The organism is Qipengyuania sp. GPGPB31 (genome assembly GCF_038396345.1).
In the GTDB taxonomy this organism is placed as follows: Bacteria; Pseudomonadota; Alphaproteobacteria; order Sphingomonadales; family Sphingomonadaceae; genus Qipengyuania; species Qipengyuania citrea.
Genome location: NZ_CP149572.1, coordinates 2,177,887 through 2,195,356, shown reverse-complemented (window position 1 = coordinate 2,195,356; position 17,470 = coordinate 2,177,887). Strand labels below are relative to the sequence as shown.

The following is a 17,470-nucleotide window of genomic DNA, read 5'->3' as shown; positions in this document are numbered from 1 at the left end:
GTTTGGTACAGATGAGCGTGCATTTCGGCGAACTGGCGATGAAATTCGGTGCGGACGGCGTGATTTCGCCGGGCGAGGTGCTTGCGCTACGGCGCGAAGCCTGGCCCGATGGGCATATCTCGCAGGCCGAGGCCGAAGCGATCGTTGCGCTCAACCACCAGCTTACGTCGCGCTGCCGGGAATGGGTGGAATTCTATGTCGAGGCGCTGGGCGAATATGTCGTCAATCAGCGTGCGCCGAAGGGCTATGTCGATGCCGAGAACGCGGCATGGCTGATGGCGCAGCTGGACGCCGATGGCACGCTTGGCTCGATGGCCGAGATCGAATTGCTGGTGCGCGTGTTCGAATGCGCACAGAACGTGCCGGTATCGCTGAAGGACTATGCGGTCGCTCAGATGGAACACGCCGTTCTCGAGGGGACGGGGCCGACGCGCAATGGCGGCATGCTCGAAGCCGGCAATGTCAACGCGGCCGAGGCATTGCTGCTGCGGCGGGCGATATTCGCCCCCGCAAGCGAACGGCCCGCGGCCGTGGGACGCAAGGAAGCCGAAATGCTCTTCCGGCTCAAGGATGCAACGCTGGGCGCGGACAACGCCCCCGAATGGAAACATCTGTTCGTGCAGGGCATTGCCAATTACCTGCAGGCCTACAGCGATCCGAATGCGCAGCTGAGCCGCGAACGCGCGGCCGAACTGGATGCCTTCATGGGCGATACGCAGGCGCGGGTCGGCGGTTTTCTCGGCCGCATGGCCAAGGCCTCGCCCAATGCATTCGGCAAGGTCTTCGGCCGCAAGGCGCCTGCTCCGGATCGCTCGGAGGCCGTCGGCCGCGCATACGCCGTTACCGATGACGAGCGGGAATGGCTCGAAGCGCGGATCGAGGTCGATGGTCAGATCGACGAATACGAGCAGGCGCTGCTCGATTTCCTCGCCGAAGACTGAGCTTCACTTGCGGAGCGCGTGAAAACCGTTCTTGGCGAGCGCGCGCCAGCGTTTTTGCCGGTGCGCGTAGAACAGGCGCGCGAATCTCGCGACCAGCGGCGTCAGCCTGCCCGCATCGATATGCACGCGATCGGTGTAGCGCGTGCAGCCGTCACCGGGGGCGATTTCGATCCAGTGATCCCAGCGGCGAACGAACGGTGAATGGCCATTGTCGCGCAGCACTTCCGCAGTCGGCGGAGATGCGGGAAATTCGATCCCGATGACCTGCCAGCCGATGGGAAAGATCCCGAAGACGAACATCCACGCGCGGTATTCGCCCGGGGGCCAGCGGCGGGGAAAGCGCCCGCCGCACGGCACGAAGCGAATCAGCGGCGCAGCCACATGCCGGAGCAGGGCGCTCGTCTGCGCGTGAGCCCAGACCGCTTCGGGTAGCGCGTCGAGCCAGGTCGTCAGCTCGACGGTGCGGGTCACACCATGAAGCTTTCGCCGCAACCGCAGGCGCCCTTGGCATTAGGATTTTCGAACACGAAGCCAGCGGTGAAATCGTCTTCCACCCAGTCCATCGTGCTGCCAATCAGGTAGAGCACGCTGGCGCTGTCGATATAGAAGGTCCCGCCGGGGGTTTCGATCTTCTCGTCGAACTTGGCTTCCTCGGTGACGTAGTCGACCGAATAGGCAAGCCCGGAACAGCCGCGCCGAGGCGTCGACAATTTGACACCGATGGCTTCGTCGGGCGCTTTCGCCATCAACTGCGCGACGCGCTGTTCCGCGCGCTCGGTCAGGATGACGGCTGCCTTCGGCGCAGCGCGTGTCTTCGTATCGCCCATCACAGCATCCCCAGTTCGAGCCGTGCCTCGTCGGTCATCTTGTCCGGGCCCCAGGGCGGGTCCCACACCAGATTGACTTCCGCATCGCGCACGCCGGGCACGCTGGCCGCACGCAGTTCGACTTCGGCAGGCATGGTTTCGGCGACCGGGCAATGCGGCGTCGTCAGCGTCATGGTGACGGTGACATCGCTCTCGTCATCGACCTCGACCCCGTAAATCAGCCCGAGATCGTAGATATTCACCGGGATCTCCGGGTCGAAGATTTCCTTCAGCGCGGCAACGACCGCTTCATAAAGGTCGCCGCCCGGGGCGCCCGCGGGCAAGCCCTCGGGCTTTTTCTGCAGGAACCCTTCGAGATAGTCGCGCTTGCGCTCCATCGTGGCGCGCGCGCTTTCCTCGGTATCGACCGCATCCTCCACCCGGGCGCGCGGCGGCTTTGCCGTTGCCACGTCTGCGGGCGATGGTGCCGCGATCCAATCCTGGTCCTTGTTCGTTCCTTCGCTCATCCGAAGATCCTCTGGGTGCGTTCGATACCGCGCAGCAGCGCAGCGATGTCGTTTTCGTCGGAATACAGCCCGAAGCTTGCCCGGGCGGTGGCGGGAACCCCGAGATGGTCCATCAGCGGCTGCGCGCAGTGATGGCCAGCCCGGATCGCCACATTCTCTTCATCCAATATGGTGCCGAGATCGTGCGGATGAACCCCCTCGATCGCAAAGCTGACGATGCCGGCGCTTTCTTCCGGACCGAACAGCGTGACCGAATTGAGCGCACGCAATTCGTCGCGCAGCTGCCTTGCAAGGCCCGCCTCATGCGCGAACAGCCGGTCGGGTCCCAGCGCGGCGACATAGTCGATCGCGGCATGCAGCGCGATCGCCTCGGTGATGATCGGGGTTCCGGCCTCGAACCGCTGCGGGGGCGGCGCATAAGTCGTCTCTTCGAAAGTGACCCGGTCGATCATCGCGCCGCCGCCCTGCCACGGGGGCATGGCACCGAGAATTTCCTCACGCGCCCACAGCACGCCGATCCCGGTGGGGCCATAAAGCTTGTGACCTGACAGCGCGTAGAAATCGCAGCCGAGCGCCGCCATGTCGAGCGCCATGCGCGGCGCGGCCTGACAGCCGTCCAGCAGCAGCTTCGCACCGACCGAATGCGCGATATCCGCCGCGGCGCGTGCATCGAGCACGCTCCCGAGAACGTTCGAGACATGCGCCAGCGCGACCAGCTTGGTCCGCGGAGTCATCATGGCTTCGAGCGCACCCAGATCGATCCGGCCGTCTTCGGTCAGCGGGCAGACATCGATCTGCGCGCCGGTCCGTTCGGCGACCATCTGCCACGGGACGATGTTCGAGTGATGCTCCAGCATCGACAGGACGATGCGATCGCCCTCGCCGATCTGCGCCATGCCCCAGCTCGCCGCGACCAGATTGATCGCTTCGGTCGCACCGCGGACGAAGATCACCTCGTCCTCGCCCTTCGCGCCAATGAATTCGGCAACGCGGCGGCGCGCGACTTCGTAGCCAAGCGTCATTTGCGCGCTACGTCCGTACACGCCGCGATGGACGGTGGCGTAATCCACGCCGAGCGCGCGGGTCATCGCATCGATGACCGCCTGCGGTTTCTGCGCGGTGGCGGCTGTGTCCAGGTAATGCCACGGTGCGCCATCGCCGGTTACCATGCCGGGGAAATCGGCACGGACATCGGCAGCAGGCGAAAGGGTGGCAGCGACGCTCACAGCGCTTTGTCCACCTTGTCGAGCGCGATCTGCATCAGGGTTTCGCGCGTTTCGTCATCGTCGAGAGCAACCAGAGCATCGCCGAGAAACGCCTGCACCATCAAGCGGCGGGCGAGTTCGGGCGAGACGCCGCGCGCGGCCATGTAGAACCGTGCGGTCTCGTCGAGTTGGCCAACACTGGCGCCATGCGCGCATTTGACGTCGTCGGCGAAAATCTCGAGCTGCGGGACGGCGTTTACGCTCGCGCCTTTTTCTAGCAGCAAACCCTTGAAATCCTGCGCCGCGTCGGTCTTCTGCGCATGGCGCACGACATCGATATTGCCGAGGAAATTGCCCGTCCCGTGGCCCCAATGGACCGCGCGAACGGTCTGGTTGCTGGTGGCTTCGGGTTCGGCGTGGATCGTCCGCGTGACGAATTCGCGCACCGTATCGCGGCCGCCGACGGTGATTCCGCCGAATTCGAAATGCGCGCCCTTGTGCAGCGTGACTTCGACTTCCAGCCGCGCATATTCGGCGGCGGCAAGGACGGCGAAGAGTTCGCATGTCGCGCCTTCGCCGATGGTCACGCGCCAGCGGTGCAGCCGGGTGGGCTGCGGATCGTCGGCATCGCGGATCACCAGAGTATCGCGGAAGGTTTCGCCCGCCGAGATATCGATCGTACGCCAGTCGTCGAGCGCTTCGCCCTGCAGCCGTTCGACTGCAGAATAGCGCCAGCCCTCGTCGCGCCGGGTGGGAAGTTCAGCGGCTTCAGGCATCGGCCATCACCGCGTCATAGCCTTCGTTCTCGAGTTCGATCGCCAGTTCGGGACCGCCGGTGCGCACGATGCGGCCCTGCGACAGGATCGACACCTTGTCGGGCTTCACCACTTCGAGCAGGCGCTGGTAGTGGGTGATCAGCAGGACGCCCTTCGCCGGGTCGCGCATGATCGCATTGATACCATCGCCCACGACGCGCAGCGCATCGATGTCGAGACCGCTGTCGGTTTCGTCGAGCACGGCGAACTTGGGATCGAGAATGCCCATCTGCACCATTTCGGCGCGCTTCTTCTCGCCGCCCGAGAAGCCGACATTCACATGCCGCTTGAGCATGTCGGGATCGAGCTTGAGCAGGGCCGCCTTGTCCTTCGCCAGCTTGAGGAACTCGCCGCCGTTCAGCGCTTCCTCGCCCCGCGCCTTGCGTTGGGAATTCAGCGCTTCACGGAGGAATTGCAGATTCGAGACCCCCGGGATTTCGACCGGGTACTGGAACCCGAGGAACAGGCCCGCAGCCGCGCGTTCATGCGGTTCGAGGTCGAGCAAATCGACCCCGTTGAAGCTGACCGAACCCTGCGTCACCTCGTAACCGGGACGTCCGCCCAGCACATAGGCCAGCGTCGACTTGCCGGCACCATTGGGGCCCATGATGGCATGGACCTCGCCCGCGGGAATTTCGAGCGTCAGCCCGTTGAGGATCGTCTTGCCGTCGATTTCGGCGTGGAGATTGTCGATTTTCAGCATGTCAGTTCCTGTCGTCGCGACGCGGTCCGCGGCTGGGGCGCCGGGGCGTCGATCCGTATTTCGATTGGTGTTCGCGGCGCGCGGTCTGCTTGTCGCGGTAGCGCGCGTTCATGGCGGCGAAGATCGGCTGCATTGCTGCTTCCACGTCTTCGAGAATGGTTTCGGCGGGGATCCGCAGCACTTCGATGCCCACTGCGCCGAGGCTCTTGTCGCGCCGCCGCGCAAGCGCGTCGTTCTGCTCCGCCTCGTCGATCGCGACCGCCAGGCCGAGCGGGTGCGAGACGAAATCGAGAATCGCCGAGCCCACCACCGTGTGGCGCGTGAACTTGAACTTGCCGAAATCCTCTTTCGCAAAGCGCGCGGCGAGTGCCTTGTGTGCTTCGGTCGAATGCCGCCGCAGGTCGCGCGCACGGTCGTGTAGCGCGTCGAGCCGCTTCTCCGAGATCTCCCAGCCGCGACCCTTTTTCTTGATCGTGGGCGCGGCATCGGCGGTCTCGGAGGGATCGCGAAGCTGAAGGGTTTTGCGTTCGGTCATCCCACGCTCCCCTCGAGCGAGATCGCAAGCAGCTTCTGCGCTTCGACGGCGAATTCCATTGGCAGCTCCTTGAGCACGTCCTTGGCGAAGCCGTTGACGATCAGAGCCATGGCCTCCTCGTCGTCGAGACCGCGCTGCTGCGCGTAGAACATCTGGTCGTCGCTGATCTTGCTGGTGGTCGCCTCGTGCTCGATCTGCGCGCTGGGGTTCTTCACCTCGATATAGGGCACGGTGTGCGCACCCGACTGGTCGCCGATCAGCAGCGAATCGCATTCGGTGCGATTGCGCACCCCATCAGCGTTGGCGGCCACGCGGACCATGCCGCGATAGGTGTTGTTCGACTTGCCGGCCGAGATCCCCTTCGAGATGATTGTCGAACGGCTCCCCTTGCCATTGTGGATCATCTTGGTGCCGGTATCGGCCTGCTGGTAATTGTTGGTAACCGCGACCGAGTAGAATTCGCCCACGCTGTCTTCGCCGTTGAGCACGCAGCTGGGATATTTCCACGTCACGGCGCTGCCGGTTTCGACCTGCGTCCAGCTGATCTTGCTGCGCGCGCCCTGGCACAGGCCGCGCTTGGTGACGAAATTGTAGATCCCGCCCACGCCTTCGGCATTGCCGGGATACCAGTTCTGGACGGTGGAGTACTTGATTTCGGCGTCTTCCATCGCAACCAGCTCGACCACCGCGGCATGGAGCTGGTTCTCGTCACGCATCGGCGCGGTGCAGCCTTCGAGATAGCTGACATAGCTGCCCTTTTCGGCGATGATCAGCGTGCGTTCGAACTGGCCGGTGTTCTCTGCATTGATGCGGAAATAGGTGCTCAGCTCCATCGGGCAGCGCACGCCTTCGGGCACGTAGACGAAGGTCCCGTCGGAGAAGACCGCGCTGTTCAGGGTGGCGAAGTAGTTGTCGTGCTGCGGGACGACCTTGCCGAGCCATTTCTTGACCAGCTCGGGATATTCGCGAATCGCCTCGCTGATCGACAGGAAAATGACGCCCGCCCGCTTCAGCTCCTCGCGGAAGCTGGTGGCCACGCTGACGCTGTCGAACACGGCATCGACGGCCACCTTCTTTGCGCCCTTTACGCCCGCCAGCACTTCCTGCTCGCCCAGCGGAATGCCGAGCTTGTCGTAGACGCGCTTGATCTCCGGATCGAGTTCGTCGAGCGATTCGAGCTCAACCTTCTTCTTCGGGGCCGCGTAATAATAGGCGTCCTGATAGTCGATCGCCGGATAGCCGAGCTTGGCCCAGTCGGGCTCCACCATTTCCTGCCACAGGCGGAAGGCCTTGAGGCGCCAGTCGAGCATCCACTCGGGCTCGCCCTTCTTGGCGCTGATGAACCGGACCGTGTCTTCGGTCAGGCCCTTTTCGGCGAATTCGGTCTCGATGTCCGAAGACCAGCCGTGTTCGTACTCGGCGGCCTTTTCGGCAGCTTCACGCGCTTCGCGGTCCTGGATGTCGATTTCTTCGCTCATGCAATCTCTCTTTCGCGCGCCAGCTGGGTCAGCGGTATCGCTGCCAGCGCACCACGCAGTGCTTCATTGACGACCGGCCAGTGCGGCTTGACCAGGCATTCGTGTTCGACTGAACAGTCCGCGCCTTCGATGCAGGCGGTCAGTGCGATCGGCCCTTCGACCGCTTCGACGATATCGGCCACGGTAATCGCCGCGGCCGGCCGGGCGAGCTGCAAGCCGCCGCCTGCGCCCCGGCTCGACCGGAGCAACCCTGCCGCCGACAGCTTGCTGACCAGCTTCTGTACTGTCGGGACCGGCAATCCGGTCTCCGCGGCGAGTTCGCCCGCACTGGTCTTCGCGCCGCCGCAGTGACGCGAAGCGGCGCACATGGCGACCACGGCATAATCGGCTAGGTTGGAAAGGCGCATATCAAATTGGACCAAATCGTTCCGATTGGCCAATTAGGGGCGCATCCCCTGCTTTTCAACGGGAAACAGCGTGTTGCGAGTCGTTAGCAATCAGAGCTCGTCGAGCGGCTCCCGGCCCAGCTGCTCGGCTTCCCCGGCGCCGAACAGGCTCACCGAACTGTAGCCGTCGGGGCCCAGCATGTCGTTGATCGTGGAGCCCGAATTGGGCTGCAACCGCTTGGGTGTGCGCCCGGTGAAGAAGCGGATTTCCTTGATCAGATGTGCCTGGTCGTAAAACGCTTCGCGGATTTCCGCTTCGATCTCGTCGGGCAATTGCGGCATCGACAGCAGGGTCGCCGCACGCACGGCGCGGTAGCGGCGCACCAGCCGGACCGGCGATTGCCCGAAGAACTGCGCGACGAGGCGTTGCGCCTGTCGCTTCGAGTAGGGCAGCTGGTCGTACAATACGTCGAGCTCGGGCTTGAACGAACTCGACAGCCATTCGAGCGTGCGATCGATCACGGTCAGATGCTGGTCGGGCAGGCTCGACAGCCCTTGGCGGACGATGTCGCACATCGCGTCGAGCAATTCGCCATCATCGATCTCACCCGCTCGCCAGCGCGGCGCCAGTGTCGTATGGCGTTCGGCCAGCGGGTCTTGCAGCACCGTTTCCGGCTGCAGGAAGGCGTCGTGGTAGTCATGAACCGAAAGCCCGGATAGCGCGGCCCAGCCCCGGAAGTTGAGCGATACGCCGAACACCACCCCGGGCCCGCTGACGCTGAAGTTGCGCGCCTGGCACAGCGGCGCGACAAAGAACGCGTCGCTGGTATCGGACACCACATCGTCGAACTGCATTCGCCCGACACCGCGCCCGAACACCACCATCTGGCCCGAATAGGCCGGCAACACGTCGTCGAGCTGCCCATCGCTGGTGCGCCAGATATAGAGCGAGTTGAGATAGGGCGCCAGATCGGGTGGCGCCGCTACGAACTCGAACGAATGTGACGCCTCGCCGCTTGGTACAACCGCCAAACCCCTGCCCCCAAATCTCTTCCTCAACCAATTGTATAAATACGCCAATCCCGTTTGCTCCGCAATCGCTTAGTAAACGGGCTGTTTGGGATGGGCAGAAAAAAAGGGGGCAGCCTCGCAAGGTGCCCCCCTTTGAAGTCGAGAACTCGTTGCAGGAATGCTCCGAGCCCTTCGGGTCGCAAAACCCTCTTACGCCGGTCTTGCGGTAATTCATTGTATGCAAGCGACAACGCGGGCCCTGGCGGGTTGTTCAGCGGCGTTTTTTTGACGCTGCATGGCGTGCCCCAGCCGCGCGGGCGCTCGACAGCCTTCGCGGAACGCGGCAATGCGCGGTGCATGCTGTTCGACCTTGCCCGCCCTGTCCTGTTCGCGCTCGATCCCGAGCGCGCGCATCGCCTGACTGTGAAAGCTCTCGCCGTTTCGCCCCGCACCGCGCCGCCCCAGGCCGGCCCGCTGGCGATCGATGTCGCGGGGCTCGCCTTCCCCAACCCGGTCGGCATGGCGGCGGGATTCGACAAGGACGCCGAAGTCCCCGACCAATTGCTCGGCCTGGGCTTCGGTTTCACCGAAGTCGGTTCGATCACTCCGCTGCCGCAGGCGGGCAATCCCAAGCCGCGGCTGTTCCGGCTGGTCGAGGACCGTGCAGTGATCAATCGGATGGGGTTCAACAACGGCGGGGCCGAGGCCGCGCTCGCCCGGCTCGAACGCCGCGCCGGTCGGCCAGGCATTGTCGGAATCAATGTCGGGGCGAACAAGGACAGCGCGGACCGCGCGGCCGACTACGCGACGATGACCCGCATCATGGCGCCGCTGGCCTCGTATCTCGCGGTCAATATTTCCAGCCCCAACACCCCGGGCTTGCGCGCTTTGCAGGACGAGGGGGCGCTGATCGGGTTGCTCGATGCAGTGTTCGAGGCCCGCGGAGACCGGGGCCCGCCCGTATTCCTCAAGGTCGCGCCCGATCTCGAACCTGCGGATGTCGACGCGATTGCACGTATCGCGATCGACCGGGGGCTTGGCGCCCTCATCGTGTCCAATACCACCATCTCGCGTCCGGCGCTGGCCTCGGCGCATGGGGGAGAGACCGGCGGGCTTTCGGGCGCTCCGCTCCGCGATCTCGCACAGCAGCGCCTGCGCGACTTCCGCAAGGCAACCGGCGGCGAGCTTCCGCTGGTGGGCGTGGGCGGCATCGCCACCGCAGCGGACGCCTGGGCCCGCATCCGCGCGGGCGCCAGCCTGGTGCAGCTCTATAGCGCGATGGTTTATGGGGGCCCCGGCCTGCCCCGGCAGATCGTCCGGGGCCTCGAGCGGTTGATGCGCCGCGACGGTTTCGCTTCGATTGCCGAAGCGGTCGGAAGCGAATAGCGTCGCATCCATGAACAGACTGTTTTCCATTCCGCTTCTGGCCGCTGCCCTGGCTGGCTGCTCGATCAATCCATCGCCGGAATCCGCACCTCCTTTATCGCCGACCGCTTTTGCAGGCGCAGTCAGCGCGGCGGACCCGCGAGCGCAGGCCGCGGGCGAAGCGATGCTGGCACGGGGAGGCAGCGCCACCGACGCCGCCATCGCCGTCATGCTGGCGCTGACGGTGGTCGAACCGCAGAGCTCGGGCATCGGCGGCGGCGGATTCATGGTCCGCGGCATGCCGGACGGCACAGTCGCAACCTTCGATGGCCGCGAAACCGCTCCTGCCGGCGCCACGCCGGAATGGTTTCTCGACGAAAACGGCGAAGTCCCGCCGCGCAGCGAATCGGTCCGCAGCGGGCTGTCGGTCGGGGTGCCGGGGAACATCGCGCTCGCCGCCAAGGCGCACGCCGCGCATGGCAAGCTCGCCTGGGCTGACCTTTTCGAGCCGGCCATCCGCCTTGCGCGCAGCGGGTTCGAGATCAATCCGCGGCTCAATGGCATGCTCGAGAGTGCCCGGAACCGATCGGCACATTCCGCGGCCGCGCGATCGCTGTACTTCGACGATCAGGGCGATCCCCGGCCAGTCGGCACGCTGGTCGTGAACGAGCCGCTCGCGCAGACGCTCGAGATGATAGCGGGCGGTGGGCGGGAAGCCTTCTATTCGGGCGAACTGGCGGAACGGATCGCCGAGACGGTCAGCGCGGATACGCCGCGCACGGGCGCGATGACCTATGCCGACATTACGGGTTACGAAGCCAAGACCCGCGATGCTGTCTGCGCACCCTATCGGGCCTATCGCGTCTGCACCATGGGCCCGCCGACTTCGGGCGGTGTTGCGGTTTTGCAGATGCTTGGCCAGCTTGAGCGGTTTCCTATCGCCGAAATGGGAGTGCGCAATCCGCTGACCTGGCATCTGTTCGTCGAATCGCAGCGGCTGGCCTACGCCGACCGCGAGTTGTACCTGGCCGATAGCGATTACGTGCCTGTCCCCGTCGCCGGACTTGTCGATCGGGATTATCTCGCATCGCGCAGCGGATTGATCGCCCCCGACCGCAGACTGACCGAAGTCACTGCCGGAACCCCTCCCGGCGCGGACACTGCGCTGGCCGATGGCGACGAACCCGAAGAACACGGCACCTCGCATTTCGCCGTCGTCGACGCTGACCAGATCATGATCAGCTACACCTCGACGATCGAGGGGGCGTTCGGTTCGGGCCTGATGACGGGCGGGTTTTTCCTCAACAACGAGCTGACCGATTTCAGCCGGTCGCCCACGGTCGATGGGCAGCCGGTCGCCAACCGGGTCGAAGCGGGTAAGCGTCCGCGCAGTTCGATGGCCCCTACGGTCGTCTACGATCCTGAAGGCAAGCCCTTCCTCGCGGTCGGTGCTGCAGGGGGAAGTACCATCCCGGTGCAGACCGCGCGCAGCATCATCGGGGCAATCGATTTCGGCCTTTCGGCCGAAGAGATTCTCGCCCTGCCCTTCGTCATGTCGTTCGGCGACCGGCTGCTGCTTGAACGGGGCACCTGGCTCGAAGAGCAGGCCGATGCCTTCCGTAGCATCGGGCACGAACAGGTTCTGGTGCGCGAAGCCCCCGTGAAAGGCGGCGCCGTGCTGCGGACTGCGACTGGGTGGGAAAGCGCCCGCGACCCGCGGCTCGAAGGGCAGATCGAAATCCCCTAGCACGGCTCGCTTGCCGTGGACCGGCGGGCGTCCTAAGCCGTGCCCCGAACTGCGTCATGAAGAACACAGCCGTTGAGGAGCCTGCCGTGCTGTCGGAAATAGATTCCGCGAACAATCTCGTCGAACTTTTCCTCAAACGTGCGGATGAAAAGGGCGACCAGCCGTTCCTCGGCGCAAAGCGCGAGGGCGGGTGGCAGACCATCAGCTGGCGCGAAACGGCCGAAAAGGTTTGCCTGCTCGCCGAAAATCTGCGCGGCCTCGGGCTGAAGGATGGCGACCGCGTATGCCTGGTGTCGGAAAACCGGCCCGAATGGTGCATTGCCGACCTGGCGATCATGGCCGCGGGCTGCGTTACCGTGCCGGCCTACATCACCAATACCGAGCGCGACCACGTGCATATCCTCGACAATTCGGGGGCGCGCGCGGTGATCGTTTCGACCGAGAAACTGCTGCGCCCGCTGCATGGCGCGCTGCAGGCGTCGGGGGTGGCCGAACATGTTATCGGGATCGACGATCTCCATCGTCAGCAATCGGGCAGTTTCGGCTATTACAACTGGGCGACCATGCTCGAAGGCGATCCGGCGGCTGCGCGTGCAGCGGTCGAGAACCGCATCGCGGCGATCGGACGCGGCGATACAGCCTGCATCATCTACACCAGCGGCACCGGCGGCGCCCCGCGCGGCGTGCGCCAGCACCACGGCGCGATCCTGTGCAACGTGGCCGGTGCCGGCGAAATCCTGATCGATGATTTCGGTATCGACCGGGACGAACGGTTCCTGTCCTTCCTCCCGCTCAGCCATGCCTATGAACACAGCGGCGGGCAGTTCCTGCCGATCGGTGTGGGCGCGCAGATCTATTACGCCGAAGGGCTCGAGAAGCTCGCCAGCAATATCGAGGAAACCCGCCCCACGATCATGGTTGTCGTCCCGCGCCTGTTCGAGGTCTTGCGGACCCGGATCATGAAACAGATCCAGAAGCAGGGCGGCGTCGCCGAAAAGCTGATGAACACCGCGCTCGAAGTTGCCGAGCGCCGCGTGGCGGACGATCCCAAGTTCGGGGACGGGCTCAAGGACATGGCGGTCGGCCGCTTGCTGAGGCCCAAGATCCGCCAGCGCTTCGGCGGAAGGATCAAGGCCATGGTGTCGGGCGGCGCTCCGCTCAACCCCGAAGTCGGCGTCTTCTTCGAAGCAATGGGGCTGACCGTGCTGCAGGGGTACGGGCAGACCGAAGCCGGCCCCGTCATCAGTTGCAACCGCCCCGCGGCGGGCATTGCGATGGACACGGTTGGGCCGGCCATGCGCGGTGTGGAAACGCGCATCGCCGACGATGGTGAAATCCTCGTCCGCGGCGAGCTGGTGATGCACGGCTATTGGCAGAACGACGCCGAGACCGAGCGCACCATCAAGGATGGCTGGCTGCATACCGGCGACATCGGTCATATCGACGACAGGGGTCGGATCGTGATTACCGATCGCAAGAAGGACATGATCGTCAACGACAAGGGCGACAATATCGCCCCGCAGAAGGTCGAAGGCATGCTGACGCTGCAGCCCGAGATCGGGCAGGCGATGGTGGTCGGCGACAAGAAGCCCTATGTCGTCGGGCTCATCGTTCCCGATGCTGAATGGACGCTCGAATGGTGCCGTGCGCAGGGCAAGCAGTTCGACTGCAAGCAGCTGCAGGAACTGCCCGAATACCGCAATGCGGTGCGCGCTGCGGTCGACCGGGTGAACAAGGACCTGTCAGTCGTCGAGAAGGTGCGGCAGTTCTCCTTCGCCGATGAACCGTTCACGATCGAGAACGAGGAGATGACTCCCTCGATGAAAATCCGCCGGCATAAGATCAGGGACCGCTACGGCGAACGGCTGGAAAAACATTACCGCAGCTAGGCGGCGGCTTCCTCGATATATTCGGGATAGAAACTGGGCGCGCGGTCGCTCCATCGCGGCGCAGTAGCGGCCGCCTCGCTGAGCGATTGGAGCAGCATCTTGCGCCGTTCGGGCCGGATTTGCGGCAATGCCGCTGCTGCACAGAACGCGCTGGGTAGCCAAGGCCGCGAAGCCGCGGACACCAGCCGCTCGTAAAGAAAGCGGAAGGCGGAAAAACACTCGATCCGCTCCTGCGCGAGATCGAACGCGGCGACCCGGGTGAGCTTGCCCAGGAACCCTTCGATGCTGTCGAACCCCGAATCGACGGGCAGCGACTGACGCAGCGCGGCGAGCTCGCGATAGGCGACATACTGGCGGCGTATCGCAACGTTTTCGCCTGGGTCGCGGCCCCACACGCGAAAGGCGTCGCAGCGGCCGAGGCCGATATCGAGGCTGCGGCGGATGTAGCGTTGTTCGGCAGCGGTGAAGCCGGCGAACTCGCGCAGTTCAGCGATCGTCGGCGATGCAGTTTGCGTAGTGGCCATCACGGCACTCCCCTGTTGCCCGGCGAGTGTGTCCAAAGATGGTTAAGAAGCCGTAAGCGCGCAGTCCGTACGTCAGATAAGGCCCGCCAGCGGGCTCGAGGGATCCGCATATTTGCGGGTCGCCATGCGCCCGGCAAGATAGGCATCGCGGCCGGCGGCAACTGCCAGTTTCATTGCCCGCGCCATGCGGATCGGATCCTTGGCCTCGGCAATGGCGGTGTTCATCAGCACCCCGTCGCAGCCCAGTTCCATCGCCACGGCCGCGTCCGATGCCGTGCCCACGCCGGCATCGACCAGCACCGGAACGTTGGCGCCTTCCTTGATCAGGCGGATCGTCACCCGGTTCTGGATGCCCAGCCCCGACCCGATCGGAGCGCCCAGCGGCATCACTGCCACCGCACCTGCATCCTCGAGCTGCTTGGCCGCGATCGGGTCGTCGGCGCAATAGACCATCGGCAGGAAGCCCTCCTTGGCGAGCGTTTCGGTCGCCACCAGCGTTTCGCGCATGTCGGGATACAGGGTGCGCGCTTCGCCGAGCACTTCCAGCTTGACCAGATCCCAGCCGCCCGCTTCGCGCGCCAACCGCAAGGTGCGGACCGCTTCCTCGCCGGTGAAGCAGCCGGCGGTGTTGGGCAGATAAGTCACTTTCTTCGGATCGATGTAATCGGTCAGCATCGGGGCCTTGGGATCGCTGACATTGACCCGGCGGACCGCCACGGTGACGATTTCGGCCCCCGATGCCTCGAGCGCCGCGGCGTTCTGTTCGAAATCCGAATATTTGCCCGTTCCGACGATCAGCCGGCTCGAGAAACGCCGCCCGGCGACGCTCCAGCTGTCGTCGTCCTGTCCGCCGCCGACGAAATGGACGATTTCCAGCGTGTCACCATCGGCGATCCCGATGGCGGCAAGTTCGCTGCGCGGTGCGATCGTGCCATTGCGCTCGACTGCGACCTTGGCGGGATCAAGGTCGAGTTCGCGAACCAGTTCGGCGATGGTGGAAGCGGCGGTACGGCGGGTATCGCCATTGACGGTCAGGGAAATCATGCGCCCCGACTTAGTCGCCGCAGCGCTCCTTGCAAGCGGGGGAATGGACATGGCGCAAGTTGAGCACATGGCCGAGCGATACCAGCGCCACGCCGATAATCGTCAGCACGGCTTCCTTGTAGCCATGCGGTACGGCCAGCGCGCCGCCCATGAAGGTCAGCCCGGTCATGGCAATGACGAACGGCATCGCCATGCGGTGCCGCAACGCGCCCCAGCCGATCGCCACCGCGGCAATCACGGTCGCGAGCAGCAGGCCGACGCGGTGGAATTCGGGCGCGAGCAGGAATTCGCCGCCAAGCCCGAGGCCCGATACCAGCAGGATCGAGAGCACACAGTGGATCGCGCAGGCACCCGACAGGAAGATACCCGCACGGTCGAGCCTGCGACGAATCGGCAAGGTGGCACGCTGGAACATGTTGTGGCAGCTATGTGATGTTGTATCTTATTACAAGCGAAACCGCGCAAGCACGGCGGTTGCGTACTTGCAACGAGCTGTGTGGCGCTTGCCCGTTTTGCACTTGCGCCCCGGAGTGTCGCAAATCACAGACGGCATATGTCGCACTCGAGCAAACCCACGCGTCCTGCCGCGCTTGCCAACTGGCTGATGATCGTCGCTTTCCTCGTCGTCCTGATGGTGGCGGTGGGGGGGATAACCCGTCTGACCGAGAGCGGGCTGTCGATCACGCAATGGAAACCGATAACGGGCGCCATCCCGCCGCTCTCCGAGGCGGTCTGGCAGGCCGAGTTCGCGCTCTATCAGACCACCGGCGAATATCAGACGGTCACCGGGCCGGCCGGGATGGACCTTGCGGCATTCAAGTTCATCTTCTTCTGGGAATGGTTCCATCGGCTGCTCGGCCGGCTGATCGGTCTGGCATTCGCGGTCCCGCTCGCGTGGTTCTGGATCCGCGGCGCCATTCCGCAGGGTTACAAGGGCCGGCTGGTCGCGCTGCTGGCCCTCGGCGGGCTGCAGGGCGTTTTCGGCTGGTTCATGGTTCGCAGCGGCCTGGCGGGGACGATGACCGATGTAAGCCACTTCTGGCTTTCGATCCACTTGCTCACCGCACTGTTCACCTTGGGCGGACTGATCTGGACGGCGTTGGACCTGCGGCAGCTGGCGACCGGCGCTTCGCGGCCCGCACGCTGGACCGGTACCGCCAGCTGGGTGGGCGCGATCCTGTTCGTCCAGCTGCTGCTGGGGGCCTGGGTTGCCGGACTCAACGCCGGTCTGGCATCCGATACCTGGCCGCTGATGCAAGGACAGCTCGTCCCGGAATACGACCGGTCGCGCGGCCTTGCCTGGGCCGTGACGCACGACCCGTTCCTGCTTCACTTCCTCCATCGGTGGTGGGCCTGGATTGCAGTCATTGCGCTGGTGGTGATGGCGCGGCGCGTCAAACCGCTCGTGCGGCAGGCTTCGGTTGCAATCCATACCGCCTTCGGCATCCAGATCTTGCTCGGCGTTGCCACCGTATGGACTGGCGTGGCGCTATGGGTTGCCGTGGCGCACCAGGTCGTAGGTGCGCTGCTGGTCGCCAGCTTTGCCTGGGGCGCGCATATTCTGGGTCGGCGCACTGCATAGTCGCAGCGCGAACGCACAGCGCTTGCGCTCGTGAGATCCATTCGCAATAACAAGGAAATCACGCGTCGCTGCGGGGGCTACGGCGCGTGACCCCGGGCATGCCCGGGTGCTATGCGAAGGGGGCGGGATGACCACAGGCAACAGACGCGCATTTCTTGGGCAGCTCGGCATGGCCGCTGCCACCGCCGCTTCGGGCCTGCCGATATCGGCCATCGCACAAACCGGCGGTATCATCGTCCCGTCGGGGCCTTTCCGGTTGCAGCGCGAGCTCGAACGCGGACTGAAAGGCGGGCAGGCAGTGCGCGTGATCCGCGAATGGGATGGCCGCTTCCTAGAGGACCGCAACGGCTTAAAGGCGATCGGCGAACAGGTTTCGTGCGTCGTCTCGGCCCCTGCCGTTCTCGAACCGATTGCCGAGATCGAACGCAATCGGCAGGATGCGGGACCCTTCCCAGCGCAGATCGACCGGCAGGGCCGGATCGTCAAAGCCGGGCGGGCTGGCGGCGGTGCAGACGCCGCTGCCGCGGTTGCAGCCGCGATATCGATCCTCGAGCAGACGGGTCGATCATCGGGCGAGCTTGAGGATGCCAAGAGGTACCTCAACCGCCTTGCGCGATCGGCCGATACGGTCTTTGACGATCCGCCGCCCGACCTGTTCTTTCCCAGACCGGGACGGGCCACGGACCGGCGCGCTCTCGCGCTGCCCGACGCGCTCACGGGTGAAGTGCGCGTGACGCTGGAAGCGACCGCGCGCGACGACGGCCTGCTAGACCGGTTCGAACGGCGCATCGTCACCCGGATCGGCGATGATGTGCGGCCGTCGCACGAAATCTGGACGCTGCGGCTCCTCTCAATAGCGGGTGGTGCTATTTTACCTCCCGCGAGACACGCGGAAACGCTTGACTGAAAGGC

At 64.7% G+C, this 17,470-nt stretch carries 19 protein-coding genes; 6 read left to right on the top strand and 13 right to left on the bottom strand.

Annotated elements, in window-relative coordinates; all coding sequences use genetic code 11:
* Positions 1–11: 11 nt before the first annotated feature.
* On the top strand, positions 12–941 hold the full coding sequence (locus WKH79_RS11090; RefSeq protein WP_341858892.1) for a hypothetical protein: 930 nt from the start codon (positions 12–14) through the stop codon (positions 939–941).
* Between the two features lie 3 nt (positions 942–944).
* Here the strand turns inward: WKH79_RS11090 and WKH79_RS11085 are convergent, their stop codons facing one another.
* From WKH79_RS11085 to WKH79_RS11040, 10 genes are all read right to left on the bottom strand, one after another.
* Positions 945–1,412: a hypothetical protein gene (locus WKH79_RS11085; protein ID WP_341858891.1), complete on the bottom strand. Its 468-nt coding sequence runs from the start codon at positions 1,410–1,412 to the stop codon at positions 945–947.
* Positions 1,409–1,768, bottom strand: coding sequence for an iron-sulfur cluster assembly accessory protein (locus tag WKH79_RS11080; protein WP_063506612.1), 360 nt, complete (start codon positions 1,766–1,768; stop codon positions 1,409–1,411). Before WKH79_RS11080 ends, WKH79_RS11085 begins: the two co-directional genes overlap by 4 nt.
* On the bottom strand, positions 1,768–2,274 hold the full coding sequence (locus WKH79_RS11075; RefSeq protein WP_341858890.1) for an SUF system Fe-S cluster assembly protein: 507 nt from the start codon (positions 2,272–2,274) through the stop codon (positions 1,768–1,770). Before WKH79_RS11075 ends, WKH79_RS11080 begins: the two co-directional genes overlap by 1 nt.
* Positions 2,271–3,500 carry a cysteine desulfurase gene (locus WKH79_RS11070; RefSeq protein ID WP_341858889.1) on the bottom strand — a complete coding sequence of 410 codons (1,230 nt, stop codon included), beginning with the start codon at positions 3,498–3,500 and terminating at the stop codon, positions 2,271–2,273. The genes WKH79_RS11075 and WKH79_RS11070 overlap by 4 nt, the downstream gene beginning before the upstream one ends.
* The gene (locus WKH79_RS11065) at positions 3,497–4,255 is read right to left on the bottom strand and encodes a SufD family Fe-S cluster assembly protein (protein WP_341858888.1); all 759 of its coding nucleotides are present in this window, start codon (positions 4,253–4,255) and stop codon (positions 3,497–3,499) included. The genes WKH79_RS11070 and WKH79_RS11065 overlap by 4 nt, the downstream gene beginning before the upstream one ends.
* Positions 4,248–4,997 (bottom strand): Fe-S cluster assembly ATPase SufC, encoded by a 750-nt coding sequence (gene sufC / locus WKH79_RS11060; RefSeq protein WP_341858887.1) that lies wholly within the window; start codon positions 4,995–4,997, stop codon positions 4,248–4,250. The genes WKH79_RS11065 and sufC overlap by 8 nt, the downstream gene beginning before the upstream one ends.
* A 1-nt stretch (position 4,998) precedes the next feature.
* Complete coding sequence (locus WKH79_RS11055; protein ID WP_341858886.1) at positions 4,999–5,532, bottom strand: DUF559 domain-containing protein; 534 nt, start codon at positions 5,530–5,532, stop codon at positions 4,999–5,001.
* Complete coding sequence (sufB, locus tag WKH79_RS11050; protein WP_063506607.1) at positions 5,529–7,010, bottom strand: Fe-S cluster assembly protein SufB; 1,482 nt, start codon at positions 7,008–7,010, stop codon at positions 5,529–5,531. The genes WKH79_RS11055 and sufB overlap by 4 nt, the downstream gene beginning before the upstream one ends.
* Positions 7,007–7,417, bottom strand: coding sequence for an SUF system Fe-S cluster assembly regulator (locus tag WKH79_RS11045; protein ID WP_050601517.1), 411 nt, complete (start codon positions 7,415–7,417; stop codon positions 7,007–7,009). Before WKH79_RS11045 ends, sufB begins: the two co-directional genes overlap by 4 nt.
* A gap of 90 nt (positions 7,418–7,507) precedes the next feature.
* Complete coding sequence (locus tag WKH79_RS11040; protein ID WP_063506606.1) at positions 7,508–8,428, bottom strand: helix-turn-helix domain-containing protein; 921 nt, start codon at positions 8,426–8,428, stop codon at positions 7,508–7,510.
* A 336-nt stretch (positions 8,429–8,764) separates the two neighbouring features.
* Between WKH79_RS11040 and WKH79_RS11035 the strand changes: the two genes are divergently transcribed.
* The 3 genes from WKH79_RS11035 to WKH79_RS11025 are packed head-to-tail and all read left to right on the top strand — an operon-like array spanning position 8,765 to position 13,408.
* Positions 8,765–9,793: a quinone-dependent dihydroorotate dehydrogenase gene (locus WKH79_RS11035; RefSeq protein WP_341858885.1), complete on the top strand. Its 1,029-nt coding sequence runs from the start codon at positions 8,765–8,767 to the stop codon at positions 9,791–9,793.
* Positions 9,794–9,803: 10 nt separating this feature from the next.
* On the top strand, positions 9,804–11,519 hold the full coding sequence (ggt, locus tag WKH79_RS11030; protein ID WP_341858884.1) for a gamma-glutamyltransferase: 1,716 nt from the start codon (positions 9,804–9,806) through the stop codon (positions 11,517–11,519).
* Between the two features lie 56 nt (positions 11,520–11,575).
* Positions 11,576–13,408 carry a long-chain fatty acid--CoA ligase gene (locus WKH79_RS11025; RefSeq protein ID WP_050601513.1) on the top strand — a complete coding sequence of 611 codons (1,833 nt, stop codon included), beginning with the start codon at positions 11,576–11,578 and terminating at the stop codon, positions 13,406–13,408.
* Here the strand turns inward: WKH79_RS11025 and WKH79_RS11020 are convergent.
* The 3 genes from WKH79_RS11020 to WKH79_RS11010 form a co-directional block, all read right to left on the bottom strand.
* Positions 13,405–13,932, bottom strand: coding sequence for a hypothetical protein (locus tag WKH79_RS11020; RefSeq protein WP_341858883.1), 528 nt, complete (start codon positions 13,930–13,932; stop codon positions 13,405–13,407). The two genes, WKH79_RS11025 and WKH79_RS11020, sit on opposite strands and share 4 nt — an antisense overlap.
* Before the next feature lie 72 nt (positions 13,933–14,004).
* A complete protein-coding gene (gene thiS, locus WKH79_RS11015; protein ID WP_341858882.1) occupies positions 14,005–14,976 on the bottom strand; it encodes a sulfur carrier protein ThiS in 972 nt (323 codons plus the stop codon).
* A 10-nt stretch (positions 14,977–14,986) separates the two neighbouring features.
* Positions 14,987–15,391 carry a MerC domain-containing protein gene (locus WKH79_RS11010; protein WP_050601511.1) on the bottom strand — a complete coding sequence of 135 codons (405 nt, stop codon included), beginning with the start codon at positions 15,389–15,391 and terminating at the stop codon, positions 14,987–14,989.
* Positions 15,392–15,529: 138 nt separating this feature from the next.
* On the opposite strand from WKH79_RS11010, the gene WKH79_RS11005 reads away from it, so the two are divergent.
* Positions 15,530–16,558 (top strand): COX15/CtaA family protein, encoded by a 1,029-nt coding sequence (locus tag WKH79_RS11005; protein WP_341858881.1) that lies wholly within the window; start codon positions 15,530–15,532, stop codon positions 16,556–16,558.
* 127 nt (positions 16,559–16,685) lie between these two features.
* The gene (locus tag WKH79_RS11000) at positions 16,686–17,465 is read left to right on the top strand and encodes a hypothetical protein (RefSeq protein WP_341858880.1); all 780 of its coding nucleotides are present in this window, start codon (positions 16,686–16,688) and stop codon (positions 17,463–17,465) included.
* Positions 17,466–17,470: the final 5 nt, after the last annotated feature.